We start from the raw sequence: 24465 nt of genomic DNA, 5'->3' as shown, positions 1-24465 counted from the left end.
ACCATGATACAATATAAGTATACTAACCCACAAAAAGGAAAGTGTACTTTCTTATACTCCTAGACTACACATCTTTAGCTACTCTTTATATTTTCTACATAATAGAATTCAATTTTAAAACTTGTACTAAAAAATAAATTGGAGGTCTACATTGTATGGAACTTTATAAAAAATTAACAACAACATTTATCCTCTTATCCATCGCTTCAATCACTATCGGCTTTTCCTTAAAAGGCGCAATTCCATACGCTACATTAGTAAGCATTATATTCGCGACACTATTTTTACTAAGTAGTGCCTTTTGCGCAAGTAAAGCACGTCAAATGAAAGGTTGATCACATATGTTCAAAAAGAAATCAATCTTTTGTAAATCATGTAAAACAGAAATACAAACGTATGAAAAAGTATATTGAATTAGAAGGACAAATTTATTGTAGTTCGTGTGTTGAGATAATGAACAAAAACCAGTAAATACAAAAGGGGTGTTTACATTGTTTGAATCCAACCGTATCCAGTTACGAAAGTTTTCCGAAGATGATATTCTAACATATTATAAATGGCATAATGATATAGACGTTATGAGTTCAACTACACTCACTCTTGATAAATATTCCTTTCAAGACACAGAAAAACTTTGCCGGCAATTTATTCATTCTTCGAACTCTAAGAGCTATATCATTGAAGAAAAAGCTACGCATCTTCCAATTGGTATTACTTCTTTAATTCATATTGATTCGTATAATCGAAACGCTGAATGCATTATTGATATTGGTAAAAAGGATTACTGGGGGCAAGGTTATGGGCAGGAAGCTTTAACCCTATTATTGGATTATGCATTTTTAGAATTAAATTTACATCGCCTTTCTTTACGAGTATTTTCTTTTAACGATAGAGCAGTTAAATTATATAAATCACTTGGTTTTCAACATGAAGGAACTTGTAAAGAAGCTATATTCCGCAACGGCACTTGGCATGACATTGAACTCTTCGCTTTATTCCAACGTAATTATAAATAAAAAAAGCTTTGCGCTCACCGCGCAAAGCTTTTTTTCATATATTATAGACCAGCTTGCTCTTTTAAAGCTGCAGCTTTGTCTGTACGTTCCCATGATAGATCTACATCAGTACGTCCGAAGTGGCCGTAAGCTGCTGTTTGTTTGTAAATTGGGCGACGTAAGTCTAACATTTTAATAATACCAGCCGGGCGAAGATCGAAGTTGTTACGAACTAGTTCTACTAGTACGTCTTCAGATACTTTACCAGTGCCGAATGTATCAACTGAAATTGATACTGGTTGTGCTACACCGATTGCGTATGCAAGTTGTACTTCTGCTTTTTCAGCAAGACCAGCTGCTACGATGTTTTTCGCAACATAACGAGCTGCATATGCTGCAGAACGGTCAACTTTTGTTGCATCTTTACCAGAGAATGCACCGCCACCGTGGCGAGCGTATCCACCGTAAGTATCAACGATGATTTTACGTCCTGTTAAACCAGCATCACCTTGTGGTCCACCAATTACGAAGCGGCCAGTTGGATTAATGAAGAATTTCGTTTCTCCATCCATTAATTCTGCTGGTACTACAGCTTTAATTACGTGCTCTTTTAAGTCGCGATCGATTTCTTCCCATGTAACATCTGGGTGATGTTGTGTAGAAATTACGATAGTATCAACACGTACTGGTTTACCATTTTCATCATACTCAACTGTAACTTGCGTTTTTCCATCTGGACGTAAGTATGATAATGTATCATCTTTACGTACTTCAGTTAAACGGCGAGCTAATTTGTGAGCAAGCGAGATTGGAAGTGGCATTAATTCTTGTGTTTCATTACATGCAAAACCAAACATTAAACCTTGGTCTCCTGCACCAATTGCCTCAATCTCAGCGTCAGTCATTTGACCTTCGCGTGCTTCTAGCGCTTGGTCAACACCCATAGCGATGTCAGCAGACTGCTCATCGATAGATGTTAAAACAGCACAAGTTTCTGCATCGAATCCGTATTTTGCGCGTGTGTAACCAATGCCTTGAATTGTTTCACGAACGATTTTCGGAATATCTACGTAAGTAGAAGTCGTAATTTCCCCCGCTACCAATACTAAACCAGTTGTTACAGTTGTTTCACAAGCTACACGTGCATTTGCGTCTTTTGATAAGATCGCATCTAAAATTGAATCAGAAATTTGGTCACAAATTTTATCTGGATGTCCTTCAGTTACAGACTCAGATGTGAACAGATGACGTTTTTTTGTCATGTGGTAAACCTCCCTACAGTAATTGTATATATTGTACGGAACTCATCCTTAATTTGCCACAAACTGCGACATACATTTATTCTCCCACACAAGCATACAGAAAAACCTTTCCTACTTTACATAGAGGAAAGGTTTAATTTGCTACTTGCATACTGCTTTTTGCCCTTCGCTCTTATCGTTCGAGACCTGTAGCCTCGCACAGGTTTTAGCACCTATTCACCTGCATTTATCAATACAAGTGAGGTTGCTGGGCTTCATCGGGCCTGTCCCTCCGCCAGCTCGGGATAAGAGAGTATCCGTCCCAACCTATACTAAAGAAATGATATTCATTTGTCAATTAATATTCACATTTTCCTGAAAGTTTTTCTCAATACGCCTGAAATGAAATATTAATAAGGAAATAATGCATTCACACAAACAAAAAGAAATAAATAGTATACATTATTTATATAATTGTGTTATACTATTGTTGGGGATTACGAGAAATATTTCATTAAATGAAAAGGATGGTATATAAATATGAGTACTGTGAATGTCCAAATTGGTTTACACGAATTATTGAACGGAAGCAATGCACAGATTCAACTAAGTGTTCCGCAATTAGTGGAAAAAGTATTAATGCGAAATGAAGGGAAATTAACTTCTACTGGTGCCGTTTCTGCTTCAACAGGAAAATATACAGGACGTTCTCCTAAAGATAAATTTATTGTGAAAGAAGCATCGGTTGCTGACAAAATTGCTTGGGGAGCTGTGAACCAACCGATTTCTGAAGAACATTTTAATAAATTATATACTAAAGTTTTAGAATACTTAAAAGAAAAAGAAGAGTTATTCGTCTTCAAAGGATTTGCAGGCGCTGACCGCAATTACCGCCTACCAATTCAAGTTATTAACGAATATGCATGGCACAATTTATTTGTACATCAATTATTCATTCGTCCAACTGAAGAAGAATTAACGACTCATGAATCAGAGTTCACAATTGTTTCTGCACCGAATTTCAAAGCTGATCCAGCTGTTGACGGTACAAACTCTGAAGCATTCATTATGGTTTCATTCGAAAAACGCATCGTATTAATTGGTGGTACAGAATACGCTGGAGAAATGAAAAAATCAATCTTCTCTATTATGAACTTCTTATTACCTGAACAAGATATTCTTTCTATGCACTGTTCTGCAAACGTAGGTGAAGAAGGCGATGTAGCATTATTCTTCGGTTTATCTGGAACAGGTAAAACAACATTATCTGCTGATCCAAACCGTAAATTAATTGGTGATGATGAGCACGGTTGGTCTGATAACGGTGTATTCAATATTGAAGGCGGTTGCTACGCGAAATGTGTAAACCTTTCTCACGAGAAAGAACCACAAATTTTCGATGCAATCACATTTGGATCTGTTTTAGAAAACGTTATCATTAATGACCAAACGCGTATCGCAGACTATAACGATACTACTTTAACAGAAAATACTCGTGCTGCATACCCTATGCATGCGATCGACAATATCGTACTGCCAAGTGTTGCTGGACACCCAAATACAATCATTTTCTTAACTGCTGATGCATCTGGCGTATTGCCTCCAATCAGTAAGTTATCAAAAGAACAAGCTATGTATCATTTCTTAAGTGGTTACACTAGTAAACTAGCAGGAACAGAGCGCGGTGTTACATCTCCGCAAGCAACATTCTCAACTTGCTTCGGTTCACCATTCTTACCACTTGATGCATCTCGCTATGCTGAAATGCTTGGTGAAAAAATTGAGAAACACGATGCGAAAGTATTCTTAGTAAACACTGGCTGGACTGGTGGCGAATACGGCGTTGGTAAACGTATGAACTTAGGTTACACTCGTGCAATGATTCAAGCTGCATTAAACGGTGAACTTGCGAAAACTGAAACAGCTAAACATGACATCTTCGGTCTTGAAGTTCCACTTCACGTACCAGGTGTACCTGACGAAGTGTTAATGCCTGAACAAACTTGGGCTGATAAAGCTGCTTACAAAGCAAAAGCAATCGAACTTGCAAATGAATTCAAAGCTAACTTCAAAAAGTTCGACAGCGTATCTGAAGACATTATTAACTTAGGCGGTCCAATCGCTTAAATTAAAACTTTCTGTTGGAATAACCCTTTACTCATATGAATAAGTGTCGTGTAACCGTAAAGTTTCGCGTACTCACCGACAAAACCCAATGCGGCTTAACGGTTACACACACTTACATAAAAAAGAAGCTTACGTGAAAACGTAAGCTTCTTTCTATATCTTATATAAAGTGAAACGCTAATCTCTTCATCTGTGACCTAGATTATAAAATTACAGCTTCGAATATATACATTATATCCCTACTGGGTTTCACATCGTATGGGGCTAAAAAAGGCCCTGACCGCTTCTATCCGTGGCTGGATCATCTATTCCATCTAAAAAGAAGTCTTTTACCTTTTTTAGCTCTTTGTTAGTTCTTTCTCATCTTTCATGCTATAGTATCCTAAATTAACAACAATTAAGAAATACCCACCCAAAATCCCTACTGCAAATGCCCACATAACCATGTGGTGCTCAATTTCGTACATAATAATAGCACCCAAAATGGCAGCTGCAAAACGGTTAAACATACCGAGTGTCGGTGCTTTCGTCTTCTTTACAATACTATCTCCAAGCTTCTCAATTCTTCTCCCTAAAAGCCAAACGCAATACATACTTACGATAAGTCCAATTCCTGCACCTAAAAAATGTGCTGAAAACGGTGTTACCATCCAGCCTAGTAAAAGAATACCTAGTATATAATACGATTGAATTTTAAACGACCTTAATGACATACTAATCATGCTGTACCTCTCTTCATTCGTTCTTATCTATCCAACAAAAAATTTCTTTCAAATTCATATTCCTTACATCCATTTCATTCAAATTAAAAACAACATAAACAGTATGTTTATGTTGTTTAAATGTTTTTAGAAAATAATATTATACAAGATTTCAAACATCATATTCTCACATTTTGTGACGGTTTTTCAAACTTTTTTCGTCCATTTATGAAAAAAATGATATCAATCTATGAACATACGGATATGATGTAATAAGTACACAAATAAAGGGGGCGTCTAATGATTTATTTTTTAATGGCTCTCATTCACCTCATTATCCCTGCACTTATTGGACTTTCATTGTATTGGTACACGAAAAACCATAGCATTTTTTACGCTGTCCTCGGTGTTCTTCTTCCAGGTATTATTCTTATTACACTCTTCCGTATTCCATTTTTAAACTTAATTCCACTTATTACTGCTATCTTATTTCTCATCTTCTTACCAAAAATAAAAAAATAGGAAAGCAGATCATAGGTGATCTGTTTTCCTATTTTGATATAGGTTCCCCTGCAATAGAATGAACTTTTACTTTCTCCGATTTCACAAACCATAGACCGACAAAAATGATAATTCCACCGATGATTTGTTGAAACGATACATATTCATTTGCCCAGACAGCTGCAAATAAAACCGCTACAAGCGGCGTTATATACATATATACCATCGTATGTGACGCCCCAATTTTTTGAACACCAACATACCACATTACTAGACCAAATACTGTTACAAAGAAAATAGAATATAGTAAAGCAAATAGTGTCATTCCGTGAGTAATGTGAAATGGCATGACAAACACATGTGGACCACTTAACAATAATAGCGGAATCGCACCCACTAATGCAGACCATGCTGTAACACGTAATGCTGAATATTTTTTAATTAATGGTCCTGCTAAAACAGGATAAAGCCCCCAGCATATTGATGTAATCAGTCCAATTCCATTGCCATAAAAAGAACTAGTAAGCGAATGTCCTGCTACTAAAACTAATGCTGCACCAACAAAGGCAGTCATAGAACCGATTAACTTTCGAGAAGAAAACTTTTCTTGTTTCAAGAAAATCGCAAATGCAGTTGTAAAAATAGGTGAAATAGAAATGAGTAAAGAGGCATTTGTAGCGGATGTATATTTGACAGTTTCCATAAATAACGTTTGATACAGTACAATACCTACAATGCTAACGATAATTAATCTAGGTATATCCTTTCGCTCCATATAAACCGACTTTTCAATAAAAAAGGTAAGGAGTAACAGAAGCGGTGCCGCCGCCATCATGCGAAGTGCAGTAAACTCAATTGCTGTAAATTCTAAAAGTCCATACTTCGCAATTGTATAGTTAATCCCCCAAATAATAACAACACTTAAAATTAACAACTCAATTCCCCATCTTCTCATGCGTATCCCCTCCGCAAAGAAGATTATACAGAAAATTCAATCATATGTACATTTCATTATGTGAAAAAATCTTTTTACTATTGAAACGTTTTGGTAAATGAAATTATATCAGCGATTTTCTGAATATATCGGCGCAACTCCATTTATATCGGCGATTTCCTAAATATATCAGCGCAACTCCATTTATATCAGCGATTTTTTCAATATATCGACTTATCAACAAAAATCGACAATAATAGCCACTTATAAAATAAAAAAGGTGATTCCAAAATACATTTTGGAATCACCTTTCCTTTACTATATTCGAACGTGTAACTTCATATTTGGATTATAAAACTGGCTTGGGCTCTTCAACTGAAAAGTTCCTCCACCTTCATGCCAATCAACCGTTAACTTATCGTCCATAAATACAAGCTTTGTACGATCAGCGATAAAGTTCATTGTGCTTGATTCAATATCCACATCGCGCTCATCTTTCTCTGCTACAGCTACTAAATCGATAATTCCGCTCATGACACAACCGCAACCCTCATTATCGTAAAATAACTTTATATATTTCGCTTCACTTGGAATCGTATCTTTAATCTTTTTATATGCTGCTTCTGTTACAGTAACGTACATATGTTAATCTTCATCCTCTCTTCTCTTATCATTCATATATTGTATCACCATTTTTCTTAAAAGTTATATACAGAAAATTAAGACTAATATACAATGTATGTGATAAAGTTTCAGCAATCGAGCTTTTATGAGTAGTTCATGCAGGAGAAAGGATGTTTACTATCCGTGTTCAAACTACAACGATATCCTATATTATTAGGTCTATTGGGTAGTTTCTTCATTTCTAGCGGAATGCTATTACAGCATGTACTTCCCTATCCTCCTTCTATCGGCTGGATTCTAGGTTTTATTTGTTACCTATCCGCTTCTTATTTTACTACGAAGAATACAAACAACTCATAAAGCAAGAATCATCTTAAGGAGGATTATCAAACATGCCAGCCTTAAAAAAAATAGAGCAATCACTCAATCACTTATTCCAAATTGAAAAATACGGAAAAGATAGTGCCTTTAGTCGATTTATCCCAGCCGTATATGATCCTATCAAATTTCCTTGGCAACAATTTTTCGAAGCAAATTTTGTAGATTTATTTAACGGCCTTATGATGCACGGATCTGAAAATGTAAACAAAGTATTTTTAGCTGTATTCCCTACAGATGACGTTCTCGAAACATTCATTTCACAATCCACACCTGGTGATTTACTCTTTATGCACCATCCCCTTGTAATGGAGTGTGGTGATCCGCTTGGAAGATCCGGTCGCGGTTTCATACCAATTCCTGAAAAATATTTGCAAGGAATAAAAGAAAAACAACTTTCTATATATACATGTCACGTACCAATGGATTTTCATCAAACGCATGGAACGAGTATTTCAATTGCAAAAGCATTAAACGCTACTGTAGTGGACGACTTTGCATATGGAGGTCCAGAACAAGAACCAATTGGCCTTATTTGTGAAATAGATGAAACATCAACAGAAGCACTCCAAAAACATCTAAAACAACTCTTCCAGATTCCTTACACAGACTTCGAAGGTAAACGACATGATTCCATCAAAAAAATCGCAATTATCGCTGGATGTGGCGATGTTGTATCTTTAATGAAGGAAGCAGAAGAAAAAGGTGCTGAAGCATATATTACAGGAGAAATCCATTGCCATATCGACAATGATTACGGCCGACATAAATACTCGCTCATTATGGATTATGTAAAAGAAACGAATATGTCTCTAATTGGTGTGTCACACTCTGCCTCTGAATATTTAGTGAAAGAGACATTGATGTATGAGTGGTTTAAAGAAAATTTTGATGTGGATGTTATTTTGCTTCCGCAGGAGAAATGGTGGCTCTAACGCTATCATTTTTTAAATTTATATACACAATACAATCGACCACAGAAAAATAGAGAAATGTGAAAGCACCACCTGTACCAACGTAAATGCTTTCGTTGTGCCGGAAAACGAACCTACTGGTAGCACCGAGTTTACTGACGCTACCAGTATTACAGCATGAATATATATTCTATTTTTCTAATCACTGACATATAGCAATTCATTTCATAAAAAAAAGACCCGAGATTCGGGTCAACAAATAGAAATATAAATGAACTACAACAAATAACAGACAAAGCCATTATATATTTTTCATAGTAAAACATCCATTATTTTCTTTTTACACTATCAATATATTATTTTTCGTTATCGTCCTCTTTTTTAGAACGTCTACCTAAGAAGAACACAAAAGCATTACTTCCAAATAAGTGATGTTTTTTCTATTTAATGCAGTGGTAACATAACCTCAACCGTTGTTCCAACCCCAACTTCACTTTCAAAACTCATTTTACCATTGTGGTCTTTAATAATTTTTTCTGTAACTACTAAACCTAGACCAGTTCCTGTTTCTTTCGTTGTATAAAAGGCTTCATTTAACTTTGGAATTTTATCTTTTGGAATACCACATCCCTCATCTTTCACTTGAACGATGATTCCATCTTTTACAGTAACTTTAATCGTAATTGTTCCTCCAACTGACATTGCTTCAATTGCATTTTTGATTAAATTAAAAAAGACCTGTTTTAATCGTTTTTCATCACATGTAATGGACGGTAAGTCTTTACTGTAAATACCTTGTATGTGGACTCCTTGTTTTAAAGCAGGCTTTTCCATAACTCGAATAACATAAGAGATAATTTCTTGTATGTTATGAGTTTCTGATTCTAGTGATTTAGATTTCTCAAATCCACTAAGTTCTGTAGCAATTATATGAATCCGATCTACTTCTTGTTTCATAATATCACTATAAATTTTATCCTCTGGATGCTTGTCGGCTTGTTTATTCACAAGTTTTTTTAAGTTTGCTAAAGGTCTTCTAATCTTATAACCAATAACCGTTGCCATTTTTCCAACAGCTGCTAGTTTTTCTGTCTGTTTTATTTCTTTGTCCATCATCTCAAGCGTACGAACGTAAGACTGAACCCTCAAAAATATAATCCAACATATAATAGTAAATACACTATATAATGCCATTGGGATTAAAACGAGAGAAGATTGAATAATGATTCCTGTAAGAGCGTACTTCCCGACAAGTATCGCTGGAACTAACCAGAAATATCTTTTGTTCACAAAGATTGGTGCGAACAAAATAAAAAATACTTCTACTATATTTCCACCGTCAAATTCCGCATCGCTACCATAATAAATCATAATGTTATGGATACAATCTAATACATTATAGCCAATTAGAATAATATACTTTACCACAAAAACATTCTTCCATTTCATAAAGTATATTCCACTGCAAAACAATACTACCGTCAAAAAGTAAAGCCATAAACCTAAACCATCTTCAAACTTTCCTACGCCTTCTTGCTCTCCCGCGATTAAAGGTACGATAAATTCATAGGCAAGATCATACACAAAAAATATAATAAAAAATAAACTTAAAAATACTTTCAATGCCTTTATTTCTTCATTTTTAAATATATAGCCTTTATTCATATGGTAACTCCTAGCTTTTCTTCCACTTGGATTTCAGTATTTCCACACTTCCTTGGGAGAATGATGTCTATTCTCGTTCCAGTATCTCTTTCACTTGAAATATGCAGCTCACCAAGGTGCTCGGCGACAATTCGATTCGCTACCGTAAGTCCCAGACCAATTTTATCTTGTTTCGTTGTATAAAAGGCTTCTGTAACACGGGTTAAGTTTTCTTGCTTAATACCATGACCATTATCGATTACGCTGATTATTACATATTCTTTCCCTTTATTCTCTAATTGCAAATGTAATATGCCACCTTGTTCCATTGCCTCTAAAGCATTTTTTATCGTATATAAAAAGACTCCTCTTATTTTTCGTTCATCACATTCAACTTCTATTGTTTTTTCTTCCACATTAGAAATAAACTGCACGTTTAATTCATTCATTTTTCCGCGAAGACTTGTTATTACTTGTAATACAATTTTTCCTACATCATGTTTCTTATAAATAGAAGGTTTGCATGTAGCAACTTCCATCAACTCACTTATCATATTATTCATATTTTCTATTTCAAAAATCATACGTTTATAAATAGGATCCTCTTCATGCTTCTCTCGTTGTAATTGCGTAAATCCTTTTAATGAAGCCAGTGGATTTTTAATTTCATGTCCAACAGTCGCTGCCATTTTTCCGATTACTGCTAATTTTTGTGATTCACTAGCAATCGCAATACTTTCCTTTACAGCTGAAAGATATTGTAAAAATCGATTTAAAATGATATATGCAGCTATTAACATAAGCGTACACATAATAAGGAACATAAATGCTTTTATTTCCTCTAATACAAATAAATAAATTAAATATTTTCCTACAATAGAGGAAAGCAAAAACACATAAAATTTTTTATTTAAAAATATGGGTACAAAGAAAATGAGAATAATTTCTATTATATTTGTCGCATCAAACGCCGCCTTATTATAAAAAATATACGAAACTATATTAGCGATTTCTATCCCTATGTATGCAAATATCCATGCATATTTAACAAGGTTTGCCTTTTCTTTTTTCAGTAAATATATATTCACGCATAGTATTGCTACTCCGCAAATAACTTGCCATATTATGTTGTATCCCTTATCCATTATTGATTTATCTTCTAATACGATTGCATAGAAAATTTGATATACAATAACAATGACATATAACACCCATAAAAGGATTTTTGCATTCCTTTCTTCTTCTTTATATGATAGAAAACTTTCTTTCACTTCAACACCCCTTCAAAATAATATCTCGAAGAATACCATTTATTATAATAAATGATTTTCATAGACAAACAAAGATAAATCGAACATTTGAGGAAAATCGTACCAAAAACGCAATATATTTAGACTATATACAGAGCATAAAATCTATGATCATTAATACGTATATTATGGAGGATGTTTTATATAGACGGCCTAAAAAGTAAAACAAAGCTTTTAGAATGGAGCCTATTGATAGAACAGGGGGAGTTTTATGTTTGTTACTGTCGAGAAAGATGTGCATATTTTTGTGCAAGACGTTAATCCTGGTCCAGGTAGTAAGACTGTTTTCTTCGTTCACGGATGGCCTTTAAATCATCAAATGTATCAATATCAAATCAATGTTTTACCAGAGCATGGCTTTCGTTGTATCGCCATGGATATACGAGGGAATGGGCAATCTGATAAGCCATGGACTGGTTACACGTATGATCGATTAGCCGATGATATCGCAATTGTTCTAGAAGCACTCCAAGTAGAGAACGCTACATTAGTCGGTTTCTCAGTTGGTGGTGCTCTTTCTATTCGCTATATGTCTCGCTATCATGGGCGCCGCATTTCTAAGCTCGCATTAATTGACGCTGTCTCCCCCTCTTTCGTTAAAAATCAAGAGTCCCCTTACGGTGTACCGAAAGAACAAGCAGATGCTCTCATTAATCAAATGTATGCTAATTTACCAAAATTTTTAAATGACGTATCTTTATCCTTTTTCAATAGAAACTTAGGGGCTGCAACCCTTGAATGGTTTTCTTATCTCGGTATGCAGTCCGCTTCTTATGCCCTTATCAAAATTTTACAAGCAGCTGCAAATGAAGATGTAACGAAAGATTTAAATAAAATTAACGTCCCAACAAAAATCTTCCACGGCGTTCACGACCAACTAATTCCTTACAAAAGTGCTGAGCTTACGCAACAACGAATTAAAAATTCTCAGTTACATGCTCTTACAAATAGTGGTCATGGTTCACCAATCGATCAAGCGGATGAATTAAATAAAGAACTGATAAAATTTTTACATGCATAACAACTGCAATACAAGAACGAAAGTTAATATAATAGATTTTTTCACAAAACATAAAATTCACATATTTCTCACAAATACACAAATAAAACGATTACATTTTCATATATACTAAATGTACAGGTAATACTCCCTAAACCCAGCTTGTCTGGTTACCCCGTTAAATACTATGAAAAAAGAACTTGTATCGTTATACAAGTTCTTTTTGTTTCTTTTATTTAAAGAGGATATCTGTACTATATTGATTTCCAACGAGTAAATCATATTGGAGCATTTTATATTGCTCTAACATTTCTTTTTGTTTCTTTGTTAAATCATTGATTACTTCTCCGTTTTTATCAACTTTTAATTCATCTCTAAGCACTGGTATTTCCTTGTAAAGTTCCGATAAAAATTGATAAAATAAGGATTTATTTAATCCTGCATAATCAAAAATAAGATTAGAAAAATGAATTGGGCTTACTAAACCTAAATTATCATTTGGCATATCAAAGTTTGCATACATTAATAGCGGCGTTTGCGCCATCGCTAAACGTTCACTCGGTGTTTTTTCATTCGTTATATACCCATTTTCTTTATAAAAAGATTTATTTGTTCCTAGTGATGGAAGATGATCTCCAAAGAATACTAATAATGTAGGTCTATCTAAATTATCTAGTTGCTCTATTAAATATTGAAGTGCCTCATCTGAACGTCTTAATCCTTCTGTATACGTCTCTAATTCTCCTTTTGATTCTTCATTTTCTAGCCCGCTAATTTCTATTAGGTTTTCACCAAATCGGTCCTCTGTAAATGGAAAATGATTTTGCATCGTAACTGCATGAATAAATGTAGGTTGTTTTTGTTTCTCTAACTCAGCAATTATCTCTTTACTCATCGCTAAATCACTAATATAATCTCCATCAATATCCACATTTTTCATCGTGTCCTCTGCATTAAACTTATCAAATCCTAACACCTTATATACATCATCACGTTTAAAGAATGTGCGACCAAATGAATGAATTGCACTTGTGTAATACCCTTCTTTTTTCAACGCCGTAGGGATTGATGGAATTTCTTTCTTATTTGTAATAACCTGCTGATATGGTATAGAACCTGGCTTTAACAAACTCATTGAATAACTTGTTAATGCCTCAAATTCAACGTTCGCTGTATTTCCCCCAAATGTAGGAGAAATAGTTTGTCCCCCAGGAAAGTTTTCTATATAATGATGCAAATTTGGTACAGGATCTTCACTAAAAGAAAGGTTGGTTACTTTCGTCGGATCCCAAAACGATTCACTCATTACAAAAATAATATTCGGTTTCTCTTTTTTCTTTTGATTCCCTATATTTCCACTATATTGTTTTTTTATATCGTTTGCTATTTGAAGCATATTTTCTTTAGAATAATTTTTTGGTTTTTCCATAACTGTTGTATCTAAATTGCTAATAAACCCAAGTACAAAACCATTTGAAGCGTAGTTCTCATTTTGATTCCACAAAACAAAATCTACACCTGATTTTTGAAATACTTTATTCATAAATGTATTCGCAAAATTGCCATACGCATATAGAACAAAAATAGATCCTACTACTAATGAGGCTCTTATTCCTAGATGAATCTTTACATTTTGAATATACCTTCTCATATATATCCCTACTACAATACAAGCTACGATACTTAAGATAATGACAAAAATATAACTCCAACTAAAATAGTCCATCACCATCGGTATAACAGATTGCATATGCGTAATTTGTGTGAAATCAGAAGGATATAACGGATCACCTCTAAAAATAAGCTTCAAATAATTCACAATACATAAAATGACTAACGTACAGCTCGTTAAAACCATACTTAGAAAAACCTTACCTATTAAATTATATACAAGAATATATATTGCATAAATTACTACAAAACTTAATATAAACTGCATATTATAAAAGTAAATCCAATTTATTGCCTCTATGAAACTCATATTAACTTGCATGACAATATAAAATAACGCTACTGTATGAGCTAATAAAAGTAATATAAAATGCACTCGCAGGGATGCTCTAAGTATAGACATCTCTTTTTTATTGAAATGCGTAATATAAAACGTTATGCCCCATATGAAAATCATCATAACACTTAAAACAAGCTTTTGATTTAAATGATCTTTCATCATGTCTAAATTAAAAACCTTTAAAATCATAAACAGCATAGTTATTACTAATAAAGTCACCATACTACTTATAATGCTAGAAATTAATATATTTCTTTTTGGAAGATGAAAAAGTGTAGAACCATACTTCAATTCATTCCCTCGTTTCTATGTCTTAATTTCCCCCGCATCGAAAGAACTATTTCTATTAAAATAACATATATTACATATTTCGTCTGCATACTTGCTTCTACCATAAATGTATTGTCTTAATATTCCCTTAATCAACAGTTAAATTGTGGTATACAAATTACTCATTCTTGAAAAACTTAATTTCAGCATTCCACTTTATGATATAATAACTATGTTTTGGAAATCCTTAATACTATTAAAGATTTCACATAAAAATACGAAAGAATTAATAAAAAAGGAGTTGCTCATTTTTGCTTACTAAGTTTAAGAGTTTGCCTAAAGCGGTATATGCAATTTTGGCGCTTTCTTTCCTGTTGCACGTTTTTTGTTTAGTAAAACAGCCAGGATTAGATGGAGAGTTAGTCAAAGTAACATATGGTGCAAATGATGCCTTTAACTATTCGTTAACAGCTGAACAACTATTAAAACATGGTGTATTTGGTTATGTGTATTTAGAACCTAGTGAAGTTCCAGGGAAAAATGCATATATTACACCAGGTCAGCCATTACTATTAGCTGGCGCTATGATTATTTCTGATATTACATCAATTCCTTACTATTACGTAGCAACTGTTATTAACATGATCATGAACCTTTGCACAGTGCTATTAGTATTCTTAATAGGAAAAGAATTGTTCGAAAAAAACATTTATGGAATTGTTGCAAGTATTTTATATGCTATTTATCCAAGTAACTATACATACTTCCGTACATTGCTAACAGAAGTTCCATCCATATTCTTATTGGCGTTATGTGTATATGTATTTGTTCTCGCATGGAAATACAATAAAGTGAAATTCCATATATGGTTTGGAATTGTCGTTTCAATTTTACTTATGTTCCGTCCAAATCCAGCTCCAATGATGCTCATTCCTGTTCTTGTTGTGTTATTTACATATGGATTTAAAGAATCCATTCGAATCGGATTGTTATGGTTTATCGGACCTTTCTTTATTATTGGCGCATGGGTTGTTCGTAACTACTTAGCACTCAACCAATTTATTTTATTCTCAACCCAAGGTGCAGATCCACTAATTGCCGGTGCAGATCCATTTAATAAAATTGGATATGAAAATATAGTAAATGAAATGAGAGCTAAAGGCTTAGATGACAAAGGTGCATACGCAAAAGAATTAATTAAGAACGGATTTAAGACGGACTTCACTTATTGGTTCTCTTGGTTCACTGTCGGTAAAACAATTGAATTATTCAAAACAGCTCCTGCTGTAGACCAATATCGTATTCACAACTTTATGCAACTATGTCATAGAGTGTTTATCATCGGTACATTCTTGAGCAGCTTCTGCTTCATGCTAAATTCATTTAAACATAAACGCGTTATGATGCTAGTAGCAAGTTCAATTATTTACATTATCTTCTCAAACTTATTCTTAGCAATTAATCGCTATGGATTTTTCATTAATCCTCTTATGTGCTTAATTCTTGCATACGGATTAATTCACATTGTGCAGAAGCTTCCATTCTTCCGCACTAATCAAGCATAATAAGAAAGAGGTCGTCCACCGTTGGACGACCTCTTTCTTATTCCCCCACACTTTACACACGGCCAATTTGTCCATTCTGTAATCACACTTTAATTCCGTATGTATGTGTGTCTGTATTTGTCAAAATATCTTTCACAACACCACTCACTGTTTTACGTATAAATGCAAGTTTTTTACAACTATTACTATAACGAAAAGAGAAAATGATTAGTATGTGTATTATATAAAAGGAAGCAGCCATATTTTCCATACGATACATACGAGCACTATAACTACAAAATCAAAAAAATCTAATCTCGGTCCTTTTTTCATATTCATATGTAGCCACATATGAAACCATTTTATTTTTGTATATTTATGGATGTTTTTCTTTGCAAATCGGTAAATAAGCATTTGCATAATAAAAAATCCGGCCACAAAAATAAATAATAAGATGAGAAATCCAATCACAAAATTCCTCCTATTTTTGTAGCGTTTTTTCTACTATCCGATTTTTCAAAACCCACTCTTCAAACTGGGCACTTCCAAATTCCCAACTAAGATCGCGAGCATGTACAGAAAAAACGTAATAACCGGCATATTCGTCCATAAACCTACCTAACTCTACATCGTCTTTCTGAATACCGTATACTCCAAAATTAAAATACACATCCCATACGTCTTCATTCTTCCTCTTATAAGCGATCGATTCCATATCACATTCTGTCCCGAAATAATCAAGATGTAAATGTACGCTATCATCGTATTCGTACTCCATTTTATCACCCCTTATATTTGTACTTCTTTACCACCCAAAAAATTCCTGCTATCTACACTCACATATGGGCACTTACCTACATATCATGCTTGTAGAGTGACTTCTAGGAGGTGTTATATAGTGAAAAAATTAATCGCGATTTTTTGCATCATGTTACTAGCTGTTTTTACTTTTGCTGCTTGTAGTAGTAAAAAAGAAAGTACGAAAGAACAAACTCAAAACATTCGCGTTGGCGAAGTTACCCATTCTCTCTTCTATGCCCCATTATATGTCGGGATTGAAAAAGGATTTTTTAAAGATGAAGGACTAAATATTGACCTACAAACAACAGCTGGTGGCGATAAAACGATGACCGCCCTATTATCTGGCGGAATTGATATTGCTCTCGTCGGTTCTGAAACGTCTATTTACGTTCATCAACAAGGAGCGAAAGACCCTGTCATTAACTTTGCACAGCTTACACAAACAGATGGGACATTTTTAGTTTCACGTAAAAAACTAGACTCTTTTAATTGGAATGACGTAAAAGGTGTTACATTTTTAGGACAGCGTAAAGGCGGCATGCCGCAAATGGTTGGGGAATACGTTTTAAAGAAAAATGGCATTGATCCTCGGAAAGATACGAACTTAATTCAAAATATCGAATTTGCTAATATTGCAAATGCCTTTGCATCTGGTACAGGAGAGTTTGTGCAGCTCTTTGAACCGACTGCAAGCATATTCGAAAAAGAAGGTAAAGGTTATATCGTCGCTTCATTCGGAAATGAATCTGGTACTGTTCCTTATACAACGTTCATGGCAAAAGAAAGTTTCTTAAAGAAAGATAAAGCTGCTGCTGAAAAGTTCACACGTGCGCTCTATAAAGCACAGCAATGGGTTGATACACATAGTCCAGAAGAGATTGCTGATGCTGTTTCTCCGCTATTTAAAGACACTTCGAAAGACATTACAGTAAAAGTAATTGAACGGTATAAAAAACAACATTCTTATGCGACAAATCCACTACTAGATGCGGAAGAATGGAAACAGCTCCAAACGATTATGAAAGATGCTGGTGAATTACAAAAAGAAGTCCCACATGAAGCGCTCGTCAATACAAAAATTGCCGAAAGCGTTATTAAGAAATAGAGGCGAAGTGTATGAGTTTTTTACAAATACGTAACGTTTCTCACTGTTTTTTCGCAAAAGAGAATGCCAAACTTATTCTCGAAGATATGAGCTTACAAGTGGAAGAAGGCGAATTTATTTCTATACTCGGCCCAAGTGGTTGCGGTAAAACAACGCTCCTCTCAATCATTGCTGGACTACTTGATCCAATTGATGGTATCGTCTTTTTAGATGGTGAACCAATTACAACGAAAACTTCATCTATGGGATATATGTTGCAGCAAGATTACTTATTCCCGTGGAAAACAATTGAAGAAAATATTATGCTTGGACTTCATATTCGAAAGATTTATGATGAACAGATGAAAGAACATACTTTAAATCTTTTAAAACAAGTCGGTCTACATGGGGTAGAAGGACAATATCCTCGTGAACTATCCGGCGGTATGCGTCAACGTGCTGCTCTCGTTCGAACGTTAGCAACTGATCCGAAAATTTTATTACTAGATGAACCATTCTCCGCACTCGATTATCAAACGAAATTAAAACTAGAAGAACTCGTTTTCAACTTACTAAATAAATATAAGAAAACATCACTACTTGTTACTCACGATATTGAAGAGGCGATTGCGATGAGTGATCGTATTTATTTACTGCAAGCGAATCCTGGAAAAATCGCAAAAACCTTTATCGTCCCGGAAAGTATCCGTTCTTTATCACCGTTAGAAGCACGCCATCACTACGATTTCCCAGCCCTCTTTCAAGATATATGGAAGGAGCTGGAACGACTTGGATAATATAAAACAACTACATGAACAATTTCGAAAGAAAGAACGCAGGCGTGCTTGGATTGCTCGCTCATTACAGCTTTTACTACTTATTCTTTTCTTTGCACTATGGGAAATAGCTAGCAAAAAAGAATGGATCGATCCTTTACTCTTTAGTTCTCCTTCGAGTATTTGGGATCTCTTCTTAACGAAATGGATCGACGGTTCACTTTGGGCCCACATATGGACGACATTGCTGGAAACAGGAGTAGGCTTCATTCTCGGAACGGTACTCGGTGCTATTATTGCCACATTTCTTTGGTGGATGCCACTTCTAGCCCGCGTACTTGATCCTTACCTCGTCGTCCTAAATGCAATGCCAAAAGTTGCACTCGGTCCAATCATCATCGTTATTTTCGGTCCAAACATTTCATCTTCTATCGCAATGGGAGTAATCATTTCCATCATCATTACCATTCTCGTTATTTACAGTGCATTTCAAGAAGTCGATTCTAACTATATAAAAGTGATGGACACATTTGGCGCAAATAAATGGCAATGTTATAAGCAAGTCGTTCTCCCTGCATCCTTTCCAGCAATTATCTCAACGTTAAAAGTAAATGTTGGTTTATCCTGGGTCGGTGTTATTTTCGGAGAACTTCTCGTTTCCAAACAAGGACTTGGCTACTTAATTAGCTACGGATTCCAAGTCTTTAACTTCACACTCGTCTTACTTAGCGTACTACTCACATGTGTTCTTGCAACTCTTATGTATGTATTTGTTGAGGCATTTGAAAAAATTCTAATTGGAAAAAGAAAAAGAAGCTGACTCAAAACAGTGCGCTATAGTCAGCTTCTTTCTTTTACCTTTTATCACACATTTTCGTTTCATTTGTAATGTTTCCATCCGCAACCGTAACTGTATGGAAACAGTCTTTCACACGTACTGTAACGACATTATCTTTTCGATCTATCACATGATAATCATTAAACTTTTCATTCAAAGCACTACGAATTTGCTCCCCTTCAAAAATCGGAAAACCGTGAGACATTACCCAAATGAGACCAGCAACAGCAAGAATCGTTTTCATACGTTTCATTACCTCCTCGAGAGTAAACTTATAGTCCCTACAACACGCGCATTATAATTGTGTCTAAATTGTGACATTTTTATACTAATTCTATTTTATACCGCAAGTTCCTTCTTCTTTTTAAGAAAAATACAGAATTTTCAATTTTATCAACATAAAAAAACGCAAAGAATTAAAAATTCTTCACGCTTTTCTTTAACGCAACTATATCGAAAGCATACCTCACATTAGTCTCCACTTTGTTGTTCTATCGTTTTTGAAACATCATATAATCCCGACAGCACTTCCGCTCTCATTTTTACAAGCTCAGGGAACTGATAGAAGAAAGCAATTTTTTTATATTTTAACTCTGTTCCTTCTTTCACCTTTTTTGAATCTTGTAAAATGAACGCTGTAAATGTATCTGCGATATCCTCCGTTACATTTGTTGTTCCATACAGCGATACAAAATCATCATGCTTTTCTTTATAAAATTCAATTTGTGCCTCTTCACTTTCTTCTACTTTCTTTTCTGTCCACTCTTGCTCAATTGGTTTCCAAAATTCATTATAAAATTGGTTAATATACGAAGTTTTTCTCGCACATCCATTTTTCAAGAACACCGTGTTACATTTATTTCGATATGATGAAATGTCTTTCTCTTCATCAAACGCCTCTAAATATTTCCTATCCACTGGTACTTGTTTATGCCCAATCGTTAATACGTGAGCCGTTTCATGAATTAATGTTTTCATCACTTCATCTATATTCACCCCAGAATCGAGCACGTCTAAACTAAGCAACCAATCTCTCGGGTCATCCATACTTGGCATGACATGGGCAACAACGCCGTCATAACCATCCGTTATTAAATCCAACCCTGTTATATTCTCACGATATTTCACTGGAATGAGAGTGCGATACATGTCCCATAACGTTTCATGATACTCTCTATCTTGCCGCTGGCTTAACAAATCATCTTTTGCTACTTTGTCATCTGCAAAAACTTTATTCAATCTCTTACGATCCAATTTCTCAAAATAAGGATCTACAATTTCATCATCATCGATATAATAAGAAGCTAAAAAGAAGTAATTGTCATCCTCTTCTTTTTTCTGTTCCGCCTCTTTCATATTCATACTTTCATACTCTTCTATATCATAATCCTCTACTTTTTCAAGTTCTGAAAGTCCCTCTATCTTTTTATATACTTTTTGTAATGTTTTATCTCCTATTTGCGTGCACTCTTCTTCTGTTTTACAAATTTCTTTTTCATTCGTAACCTCGATAGCACTCTCGCATCCTGCAACTAAACTGCTTGCTATAATACAACACACTAACTTGCCATACAGTTTCTTCATACAATCCCCCATTATTCCATTCTACAAAATATCATAATCATTTTTTTACGAATATGCGATAATTAATTATAAAAACTGCAAGGAGGCTTCCCATGATTCGTGCAATCTTATTCGACTTAGATGGAACACTATTAGATCGGCGCCAATCTTTAGAACAATTTATTTGTGAGCAATATAATCGCTTCGCCTCACATTTGAAGAGCATAGAGAAATCAAAGTATTGTTCTCGATTTCTTGAACTCGATAATAATGGCTATACGTGGAAGGATAAAGTATATGCTACTCTCCTTTCCGAATACAACATTACTACTTTAACGCAAGAACAACTACTACACGACTATATTACAAACTTCCAACATCATTGTATTCCTTTCAAAAACACGCATGAACTACTTCAACAGTTAAAACAGCGAAACATTAAAATTGGTATTATTACAAATGGTTTTACTGAATTTCAGATGAGCAACCTTCGAGCACTACATATACATACGTATACAAACACCATTCTCGTTTCAGAAGCTGAAGGAATTAAAAAACCTCATCCTGAAATTTTCGAACGTGCTTTGCAAAGACTAGATGTGAAGGCAGAAGAATGTCTTTATGTTGGAGATCATCCAGAAAACGATGTGCTTGGTTCTGAACAAGTAGGGATTCTTGGTGTTTGGAAAAAAGATTCGTTTTGGGGGAATTTTAAGCATTCACGTATCGTAGATGATTTGTTGGAGGTGCTTTCGTTTTTAGAGGTGGAGGTATCAACACAATAATAACAAATAAATTATATCAGCGATTTTCACAATATATCAATTCACCAACCAAAAGTAACAATAATAAGAGGAGGCGTTTTTCACAAACGCCTCCTCTTATTATTCATACACTGTAAACTGAGGTTTACTCGGATGATCTTTTACTAGCGCATCATCTGGAAACTTTGAAACTTTTTGATATACGGCAATGTCACCGATACAACCTCCTGTTAGTAGAATTCCTAAAAATGAGAGTGGCTCCAGATTCATAGCTAATCCCAATACAATTGGAAAAATTCCAGTTGGTAAAAACGGAAGCATTAACACTTTCTTCATTTGCTTTACTGTAACCGCCTGTTTAGAATGAGCATATGCAACACCTAATTTCCAATTAACGCCCCATTTTAGTTCACTCCACGGAACACCTCCGATATAGCGAAAGCCAATTAAATGTATCGCCTCATGAATACAAACGAGAACAATCATTGCGATAATAAAAAGAAACATCGTTAATAATGTAACTTCAACTTGAACCCCACCTGAAAGAAATATATGCAAATAACCAATTCCAAACGACAAAGCAATTATTATAAAAAATAAAGAAAAGTTTAATTTAACCATCGAAACAGTAACAGTCGTTTCTTTTCTTTTATCCATCTTCCCCCTCCTAAAATGTAAATATATCTTTACAAAATTGTATAATATACCCAAAAAATGTAAAGATATATTTACATTTATTCTTACATACAAAAAAAGAAACCGGCTACTTTACTTCGTAAAACAGCCGATTTCTTCTATATGTTTCATCGTACGCGCTAATACGTCATCGCGCATTATAAAGCTAAATTTTCTATTCGTTTTAATGTTGTCAGGAATGTCTTTTAATAAAACAGACCCTTTCGTTTCTTCGTAATGCGTATGTTCTTCTACCGCACTAATTGTTGCAAAATAAATGTTTTTAATGATTATTTTGTCTTTTCCAGATACTTTGTATTGTCCTAAGTAAGTTAAATCAGAAACTATGCCGCCGGTTTCTTCATGAACCTCTCGAACTGCCGCTTCTTCCGGTGTTTCCCCTAGTTCTACTTTACCACCTGGAAATTCAAGACCGCGACGTAAATGATGCGTTAATAACCATTGATCCCCGTACCGGCATACAACCCAAACATGCTTTGGCTCAGGAGAAAATGGATAACGTTCAAACGATAATTGTACAGTGTTGTGGTAATAATCTTTAAATTTGTACATGCCATTACTCCCCTATTGATGGTTACAAGTTTTTCCTACCACAAATTGTAGCATATTCTCGCTTTTCTGCATAATATTATCCAATTACAATCCATTGATTATTCCCATTTGCGCGACTAATTCTTTCGTCTCATGATTTCCTAAATCGTAAATCATTTTATATGCTTTTTGTAGTTGTTCATCATATCGGTCATTATTTGAATCGTGATGATACTCAACAAATGGAACGTGGGAGCGTACAAATGACCCTAAATCTTCTACATATGCTTGATCAAAGTGCTCTCTTAATTCCGTAATTTCCTCATCATTTGCGGAAATCTCAAAATTATACGTATCCGCCGTCTTCACTTGTGAAATTTGACCATTTCCTATTGATATATAATATGTTTTTTTCGTCTCCATGTAACACCCTTCTTTCATCCTTTTATTTTCTATTGTTTTCATCAATTACAAAATTATGTAAAATAAAGAAAAGGAGGGATTTTATGTTCAAAATATTAATTATCGGTATTATCATCGTCCTAATCATCCTCGTACTCTCCATCATGACAATTAATAAAGGCTATGCTTATAAACATTCCGTCGATAAACTAGAAGACAATCCTTATACAAAAAAGAATAAGGAGAATTCCTAATATGCTTCGTATACTTCGCATCATAGTAGCACTCACTGTGATCGTTATGTCGGCAATTGGATTATATACAGGTCAAAATAATTTTTTACCTCTTTCACAATTTCTATTAGGGGCTTTAATGTTTCTCATCGCATTTGAACAAATAAAGAAAAAGGAGGCAGCAACTGGATTTATTTGTATTATTGCCGGTGCTTTCATTTGGATAGTTCTCATTATTACCTACATAAAATAGAGGAGGTCTTTTATGCTAAAAGGGGGTCGGATTACTTTATCACTTATTGCCTTATCTATAGCAATCTATGGATTTTTTACTGGTAGTAGAGAAATAATGCCTTATATGTTCATCTTTTTAGGAGGTATGGCCCTCACCATAAGTTTAGAGGAAATATTAAAACGACAAACAGGAGGTAGTCTGCTCGCTCTACTAGCAGGGGCCGCTGCTTTATTTATTGGTTTCACAGAAATATTCTAGTAAATGGTCTAAAGGAGGCTATACAATGCTAACTCTAACTATATTACGGAGTTTTTTAGCATTTCTCATGCTTCTCTTACTCATTCTAAG

Annotated in this window: 28 protein-coding genes, 1 pseudogene and 1 riboswitch; of the genes and pseudogenes, 14 read left to right on the top strand and 15 right to left on the bottom strand. The window is 34.6% G+C overall.

Translation table 11 applies throughout. From position 1 onward, the window contains the following. Positions 1-155 precede the first annotated feature (155 nt). Together AB6801_RS06620 and AB6801_RS06615 are read left to right on the top strand one after the other, a co-directional pair. On the top strand, positions 156-335 hold the full coding sequence (locus tag AB6801_RS06620) for a hypothetical protein (RefSeq protein WP_097999334.1): 180 nt from the start codon (positions 156-158) through the stop codon (positions 333-335). Between the two features lie 156 nt (positions 336-491). Continuing rightward, positions 492-1016, top strand: a complete 525-nt coding sequence (locus AB6801_RS06615; RefSeq protein WP_000464120.1) for a GNAT family N-acetyltransferase — start codon at positions 492-494, stop codon at positions 1014-1016. 41 nt (positions 1017-1057) lie between these two features. Here the strand turns inward: AB6801_RS06615 and metK are convergent, their stop codons facing one another. Continuing rightward, the gene (gene metK, locus AB6801_RS06610; RefSeq protein ID WP_000163123.1) at positions 1058-2257 is read right to left on the bottom strand and encodes a methionine adenosyltransferase; all 1200 of its coding nucleotides are present in this window, start codon (positions 2255-2257) and stop codon (positions 1058-1060) included. A gap of 169 nt (positions 2258-2426) precedes the next feature. Beyond that, positions 2427-2548: riboswitch (SAM riboswitch) on the bottom strand. Positions 2549-2776: 228 nt separating this feature from the next. Between metK and pckA the strand changes: the two genes are divergently transcribed. Then, on the top strand, positions 2777-4363 hold the full coding sequence (gene pckA, locus AB6801_RS06605; protein ID WP_000108802.1) for a phosphoenolpyruvate carboxykinase (ATP): 1587 nt from the start codon (positions 2777-2779) through the stop codon (positions 4361-4363). Between the two features lie 338 nt (positions 4364-4701). Here the strand turns inward: pckA and AB6801_RS06600 are convergent, their stop codons facing one another. Continuing rightward, positions 4702-5085, bottom strand: a complete 384-nt coding sequence (locus AB6801_RS06600) for an ATP synthase subunit I (protein WP_000624929.1) — start codon at positions 5083-5085, stop codon at positions 4702-4704. Between the two features lie 279 nt (positions 5086-5364). Between AB6801_RS06600 and AB6801_RS06595 the strand changes: the two genes are divergently transcribed. Continuing rightward, positions 5365-5586: a hypothetical protein gene (locus AB6801_RS06595; RefSeq protein ID WP_000639042.1), complete on the top strand. Its 222-nt coding sequence runs from the start codon at positions 5365-5367 to the stop codon at positions 5584-5586. A gap of 28 nt (positions 5587-5614) precedes the next feature. Here AB6801_RS06595 and AB6801_RS06590 read toward each other — a convergent pair whose 3' ends face one another. Beyond that, on the bottom strand, positions 5615-6520 hold the full coding sequence (locus AB6801_RS06590) for a DMT family transporter (RefSeq protein WP_001255414.1): 906 nt from the start codon (positions 6518-6520) through the stop codon (positions 5615-5617). Between the two features lie 297 nt (positions 6521-6817). Then, positions 6818-7141: an iron-sulfur cluster biosynthesis family protein gene (locus AB6801_RS06585; protein WP_097842345.1), complete on the bottom strand. Its 324-nt coding sequence runs from the start codon at positions 7139-7141 to the stop codon at positions 6818-6820. Positions 7142-7515: 374 nt separating this feature from the next. On the opposite strand from AB6801_RS06585, the gene AB6801_RS06580 reads away from it, so the two are divergent. After that, positions 7516-8436: a Nif3-like dinuclear metal center hexameric protein gene (locus tag AB6801_RS06580; RefSeq protein WP_061654616.1), complete on the top strand. Its 921-nt coding sequence runs from the start codon at positions 7516-7518 to the stop codon at positions 8434-8436. Positions 8437-8859: 423 nt separating this feature from the next. Here the strand turns inward: AB6801_RS06580 and AB6801_RS06575 are convergent, their stop codons facing one another. Together AB6801_RS06575 and AB6801_RS06570 are read right to left on the bottom strand one after the other, a co-directional pair. Next, complete coding sequence (locus AB6801_RS06575) at positions 8860-10080, bottom strand: ATP-binding protein (protein ID WP_001032637.1); 1221 nt, start codon at positions 10078-10080, stop codon at positions 8860-8862. After that, on the bottom strand, positions 10077-11330 hold the full coding sequence (locus AB6801_RS06570) for an ATP-binding protein (protein WP_000664888.1): 1254 nt from the start codon (positions 11328-11330) through the stop codon (positions 10077-10079). Before AB6801_RS06570 ends, AB6801_RS06575 begins: the two co-directional genes overlap by 4 nt. A 250-nt stretch (positions 11331-11580) precedes the next feature. On the opposite strand from AB6801_RS06570, the gene AB6801_RS06565 reads away from it, so the two are divergent. After that, on the top strand, positions 11581-12390 hold the full coding sequence (locus AB6801_RS06565; protein WP_097813950.1) for an alpha/beta fold hydrolase: 810 nt from the start codon (positions 11581-11583) through the stop codon (positions 12388-12390). A 211-nt stretch (positions 12391-12601) separates the two neighbouring features. Here AB6801_RS06565 and AB6801_RS06560 read toward each other — a convergent pair whose 3' ends face one another. Beyond that, complete coding sequence (locus AB6801_RS06560; RefSeq protein WP_097842348.1) at positions 12602-14671, bottom strand: LTA synthase family protein; 2070 nt, start codon at positions 14669-14671, stop codon at positions 12602-12604. Between the two features lie 290 nt (positions 14672-14961). Here AB6801_RS06560 and AB6801_RS06555 point away from each other — a divergent pair, with 290 nt between their 5' ends. Continuing rightward, entirely contained in the window at positions 14962-16215 is a 1254-nt protein-coding gene (locus AB6801_RS06555) for a glycosyltransferase family 39 protein (RefSeq protein ID WP_000956220.1), read from the top strand. Between the two features lie 82 nt (positions 16216-16297). Here the strand turns inward: AB6801_RS06555 and AB6801_RS06550 are convergent. The 3 genes and pseudogenes from AB6801_RS06550 to AB6801_RS06540 form a co-directional block, all read right to left on the bottom strand. Then, positions 16298-16369, bottom strand: a pseudogene (locus tag AB6801_RS06550) (DUF2196 domain-containing protein); the annotation flags it as partial. Between the two features lie 65 nt (positions 16370-16434). Next, positions 16435-16665 (bottom strand): hypothetical protein, encoded by a 231-nt coding sequence (locus AB6801_RS06545; protein ID WP_000578981.1) that lies wholly within the window; start codon positions 16663-16665, stop codon positions 16435-16437. Between the two features lie 10 nt (positions 16666-16675). Then, positions 16676-16972 (bottom strand): DUF3986 family protein, encoded by a 297-nt coding sequence (locus AB6801_RS06540; protein ID WP_000455580.1) that lies wholly within the window; start codon positions 16970-16972, stop codon positions 16676-16678. A gap of 120 nt (positions 16973-17092) precedes the next feature. Here AB6801_RS06540 and AB6801_RS06535 point away from each other — a divergent pair, with 120 nt between their 5' ends. From AB6801_RS06535 to AB6801_RS06525, 3 genes are read left to right on the top strand one after another with little or no spacing between them, the layout of a single operon-like run. After that, positions 17093-18100, top strand: a complete 1008-nt coding sequence (locus AB6801_RS06535) for an ABC transporter substrate-binding protein (protein WP_000733151.1) — start codon at positions 17093-17095, stop codon at positions 18098-18100. A gap of 11 nt (positions 18101-18111) precedes the next feature. Beyond that, on the top strand, positions 18112-18876 hold the full coding sequence (locus AB6801_RS06530; RefSeq protein ID WP_000009025.1) for an ABC transporter ATP-binding protein: 765 nt from the start codon (positions 18112-18114) through the stop codon (positions 18874-18876). Further along, positions 18869-19675 carry an ABC transporter permease gene (locus AB6801_RS06525; protein WP_016118773.1) on the top strand — a complete coding sequence of 269 codons (807 nt, stop codon included), beginning with the start codon at positions 18869-18871 and terminating at the stop codon, positions 19673-19675. The genes AB6801_RS06530 and AB6801_RS06525 overlap by 8 nt, the downstream gene beginning before the upstream one ends. A 34-nt stretch (positions 19676-19709) precedes the next feature. Here AB6801_RS06525 and AB6801_RS06520 read toward each other — a convergent pair whose 3' ends face one another. Together AB6801_RS06520 and AB6801_RS06515 are read right to left on the bottom strand one after the other, a co-directional pair. Next, positions 19710-19937, bottom strand: a complete 228-nt coding sequence (locus AB6801_RS06520) for a hypothetical protein (protein WP_000849112.1) — start codon at positions 19935-19937, stop codon at positions 19710-19712. A gap of 227 nt (positions 19938-20164) precedes the next feature. Further along, positions 20165-21277: a hypothetical protein gene (locus AB6801_RS06515; RefSeq protein WP_000737832.1), complete on the bottom strand. Its 1113-nt coding sequence runs from the start codon at positions 21275-21277 to the stop codon at positions 20165-20167. Positions 21278-21369: 92 nt separating this feature from the next. Here AB6801_RS06515 and AB6801_RS06510 point away from each other — a divergent pair, with 92 nt between their 5' ends. Continuing rightward, the gene (locus AB6801_RS06510; protein ID WP_000617256.1) at positions 21370-22041 is read left to right on the top strand and encodes an HAD family hydrolase; all 672 of its coding nucleotides are present in this window, start codon (positions 21370-21372) and stop codon (positions 22039-22041) included. Between the two features lie 99 nt (positions 22042-22140). On the opposite strand, the gene AB6801_RS06505 is transcribed toward AB6801_RS06510, so the two are convergent. The 3 genes from AB6801_RS06505 to AB6801_RS06495 all read right to left on the bottom strand — a co-directional run bounded on the left by AB6801_RS06505 (position 22141) and on the right by AB6801_RS06495 (position 23670). After that, on the bottom strand, positions 22141-22677 hold the full coding sequence (locus tag AB6801_RS06505) for a DUF3267 domain-containing protein (protein WP_000361286.1): 537 nt from the start codon (positions 22675-22677) through the stop codon (positions 22141-22143). A 111-nt stretch (positions 22678-22788) separates the two neighbouring features. Beyond that, positions 22789-23268: an antimutator 8-oxo-(dGTP/GTP)ase gene (gene mutTA / locus AB6801_RS06500; protein WP_000276385.1), complete on the bottom strand. Its 480-nt coding sequence runs from the start codon at positions 23266-23268 to the stop codon at positions 22789-22791. Positions 23269-23352: 84 nt separating this feature from the next. Continuing rightward, on the bottom strand, positions 23353-23670 hold the full coding sequence (locus AB6801_RS06495; RefSeq protein ID WP_000448409.1) for a hypothetical protein: 318 nt from the start codon (positions 23668-23670) through the stop codon (positions 23353-23355). 83 nt (positions 23671-23753) lie between these two features. On the opposite strand from AB6801_RS06495, the gene ytzI reads away from it, so the two are divergent. Genes ytzI through AB6801_RS06480 form a run of 3 tightly spaced genes read left to right on the top strand, consistent with a single transcriptional unit; the run spans position 23754 to position 24375 of the window. Next, entirely contained in the window at positions 23754-23903 is a 150-nt protein-coding gene (ytzI, locus tag AB6801_RS06490) for a YtzI protein (protein WP_000472791.1), read from the top strand. Between the two features lies 1 nt (position 23904). After that, on the top strand, positions 23905-24135 hold the full coding sequence (locus tag AB6801_RS06485; protein WP_000944456.1) for a DUF3953 domain-containing protein: 231 nt from the start codon (positions 23905-23907) through the stop codon (positions 24133-24135). Positions 24136-24147: 12 nt separating this feature from the next. Continuing rightward, positions 24148-24375: a DUF3953 domain-containing protein gene (locus AB6801_RS06480; RefSeq protein WP_000911652.1), complete on the top strand. Its 228-nt coding sequence runs from the start codon at positions 24148-24150 to the stop codon at positions 24373-24375. Positions 24376-24465 lie beyond the last annotated feature (90 nt).

The sequence above is a fragment of the Bacillus sp. RCC_6_1 genome (genome assembly GCF_041360755.1).
Classification (GTDB): Bacteria; Bacillota; Bacilli; order Bacillales; family Bacillaceae_G; genus Bacillus_A; species Bacillus_A cereus.
This window is presented reverse-complemented; position numbering and strand designations above follow the sequence as displayed.

Coding starts and splice junctions, on each gene's coding strand:
- AB6801_RS06595 (WP_000639042.1), top strand. CDS start 5,365: ATGATTTATTTTTTAATGGCTCTCATTCACCTCATTATCCCTGCACTT.
- metK (WP_000163123.1), bottom strand. CDS start 2,257: ATGACAAAAAAACGTCATCTGTTCACATCTGAGTCTGTAACTGAAGGA.
- AB6801_RS06520 (WP_000849112.1), bottom strand. CDS start 19,937: ATGAAAACGATTCTTGCTGTTGCTGGTCTCATTTGGGTAATGTCTCAC.
- AB6801_RS06505 (WP_000361286.1), bottom strand. CDS start 22,677: ATGGATAAAAGAAAAGAAACGACTGTTACTGTTTCGATGGTTAAATTA.
- mutTA (WP_000276385.1), bottom strand. CDS start 23,268: ATGTACAAATTTAAAGATTATTACCACAACACTGTACAATTATCGTTT.
- AB6801_RS06510 (WP_000617256.1), top strand. CDS start 21,370: ATGATTCGTGCAATCTTATTCGACTTAGATGGAACACTATTAGATCGG.
- AB6801_RS06580 (WP_061654616.1), top strand. CDS start 7,516: ATGCCAGCCTTAAAAAAAATAGAGCAATCACTCAATCACTTATTCCAA.
- AB6801_RS06585 (WP_097842345.1), bottom strand. CDS start 7,141: ATGTACGTTACTGTAACAGAAGCAGCATATAAAAAGATTAAAGATACG.
- AB6801_RS06565 (WP_097813950.1), top strand. CDS start 11,581: ATGTTTGTTACTGTCGAGAAAGATGTGCATATTTTTGTGCAAGACGTT.
- AB6801_RS06495 (WP_000448409.1), bottom strand. CDS start 23,670: ATGGAGACGAAAAAAACATATTATATATCAATAGGAAATGGTCAAATT.
- AB6801_RS06485 (WP_000944456.1), top strand. CDS start 23,905: ATGCTTCGTATACTTCGCATCATAGTAGCACTCACTGTGATCGTTATG.
- AB6801_RS06540 (WP_000455580.1), bottom strand. CDS start 16,972: ATGGAGTACGAATACGATGATAGCGTACATTTACATCTTGATTATTTC.
- AB6801_RS06575 (WP_001032637.1), bottom strand. CDS start 10,080: ATGAATAAAGGCTATATATTTAAAAATGAAGAAATAAAGGCATTGAAA.
- ytzI (WP_000472791.1), top strand. CDS start 23,754: ATGTTCAAAATATTAATTATCGGTATTATCATCGTCCTAATCATCCTC.
- AB6801_RS06530 (WP_000009025.1), top strand. CDS start 18,112: ATGAGTTTTTTACAAATACGTAACGTTTCTCACTGTTTTTTCGCAAAA.
- AB6801_RS06480 (WP_000911652.1), top strand. CDS start 24,148: ATGCTAAAAGGGGGTCGGATTACTTTATCACTTATTGCCTTATCTATA.
- AB6801_RS06620 (WP_097999334.1), top strand. CDS start 156: ATGGAACTTTATAAAAAATTAACAACAACATTTATCCTCTTATCCATC.
- AB6801_RS06590 (WP_001255414.1), bottom strand. CDS start 6,520: ATGAGAAGATGGGGAATTGAGTTGTTAATTTTAAGTGTTGTTATTATT.
- AB6801_RS06515 (WP_000737832.1), bottom strand. CDS start 21,277: ATGAAGAAACTGTATGGCAAGTTAGTGTGTTGTATTATAGCAAGCAGT.
- pckA (WP_000108802.1), top strand. CDS start 2,777: ATGAGTACTGTGAATGTCCAAATTGGTTTACACGAATTATTGAACGGA.
- AB6801_RS06600 (WP_000624929.1), bottom strand. CDS start 5,085: ATGATTAGTATGTCATTAAGGTCGTTTAAAATTCAATCGTATTATATA.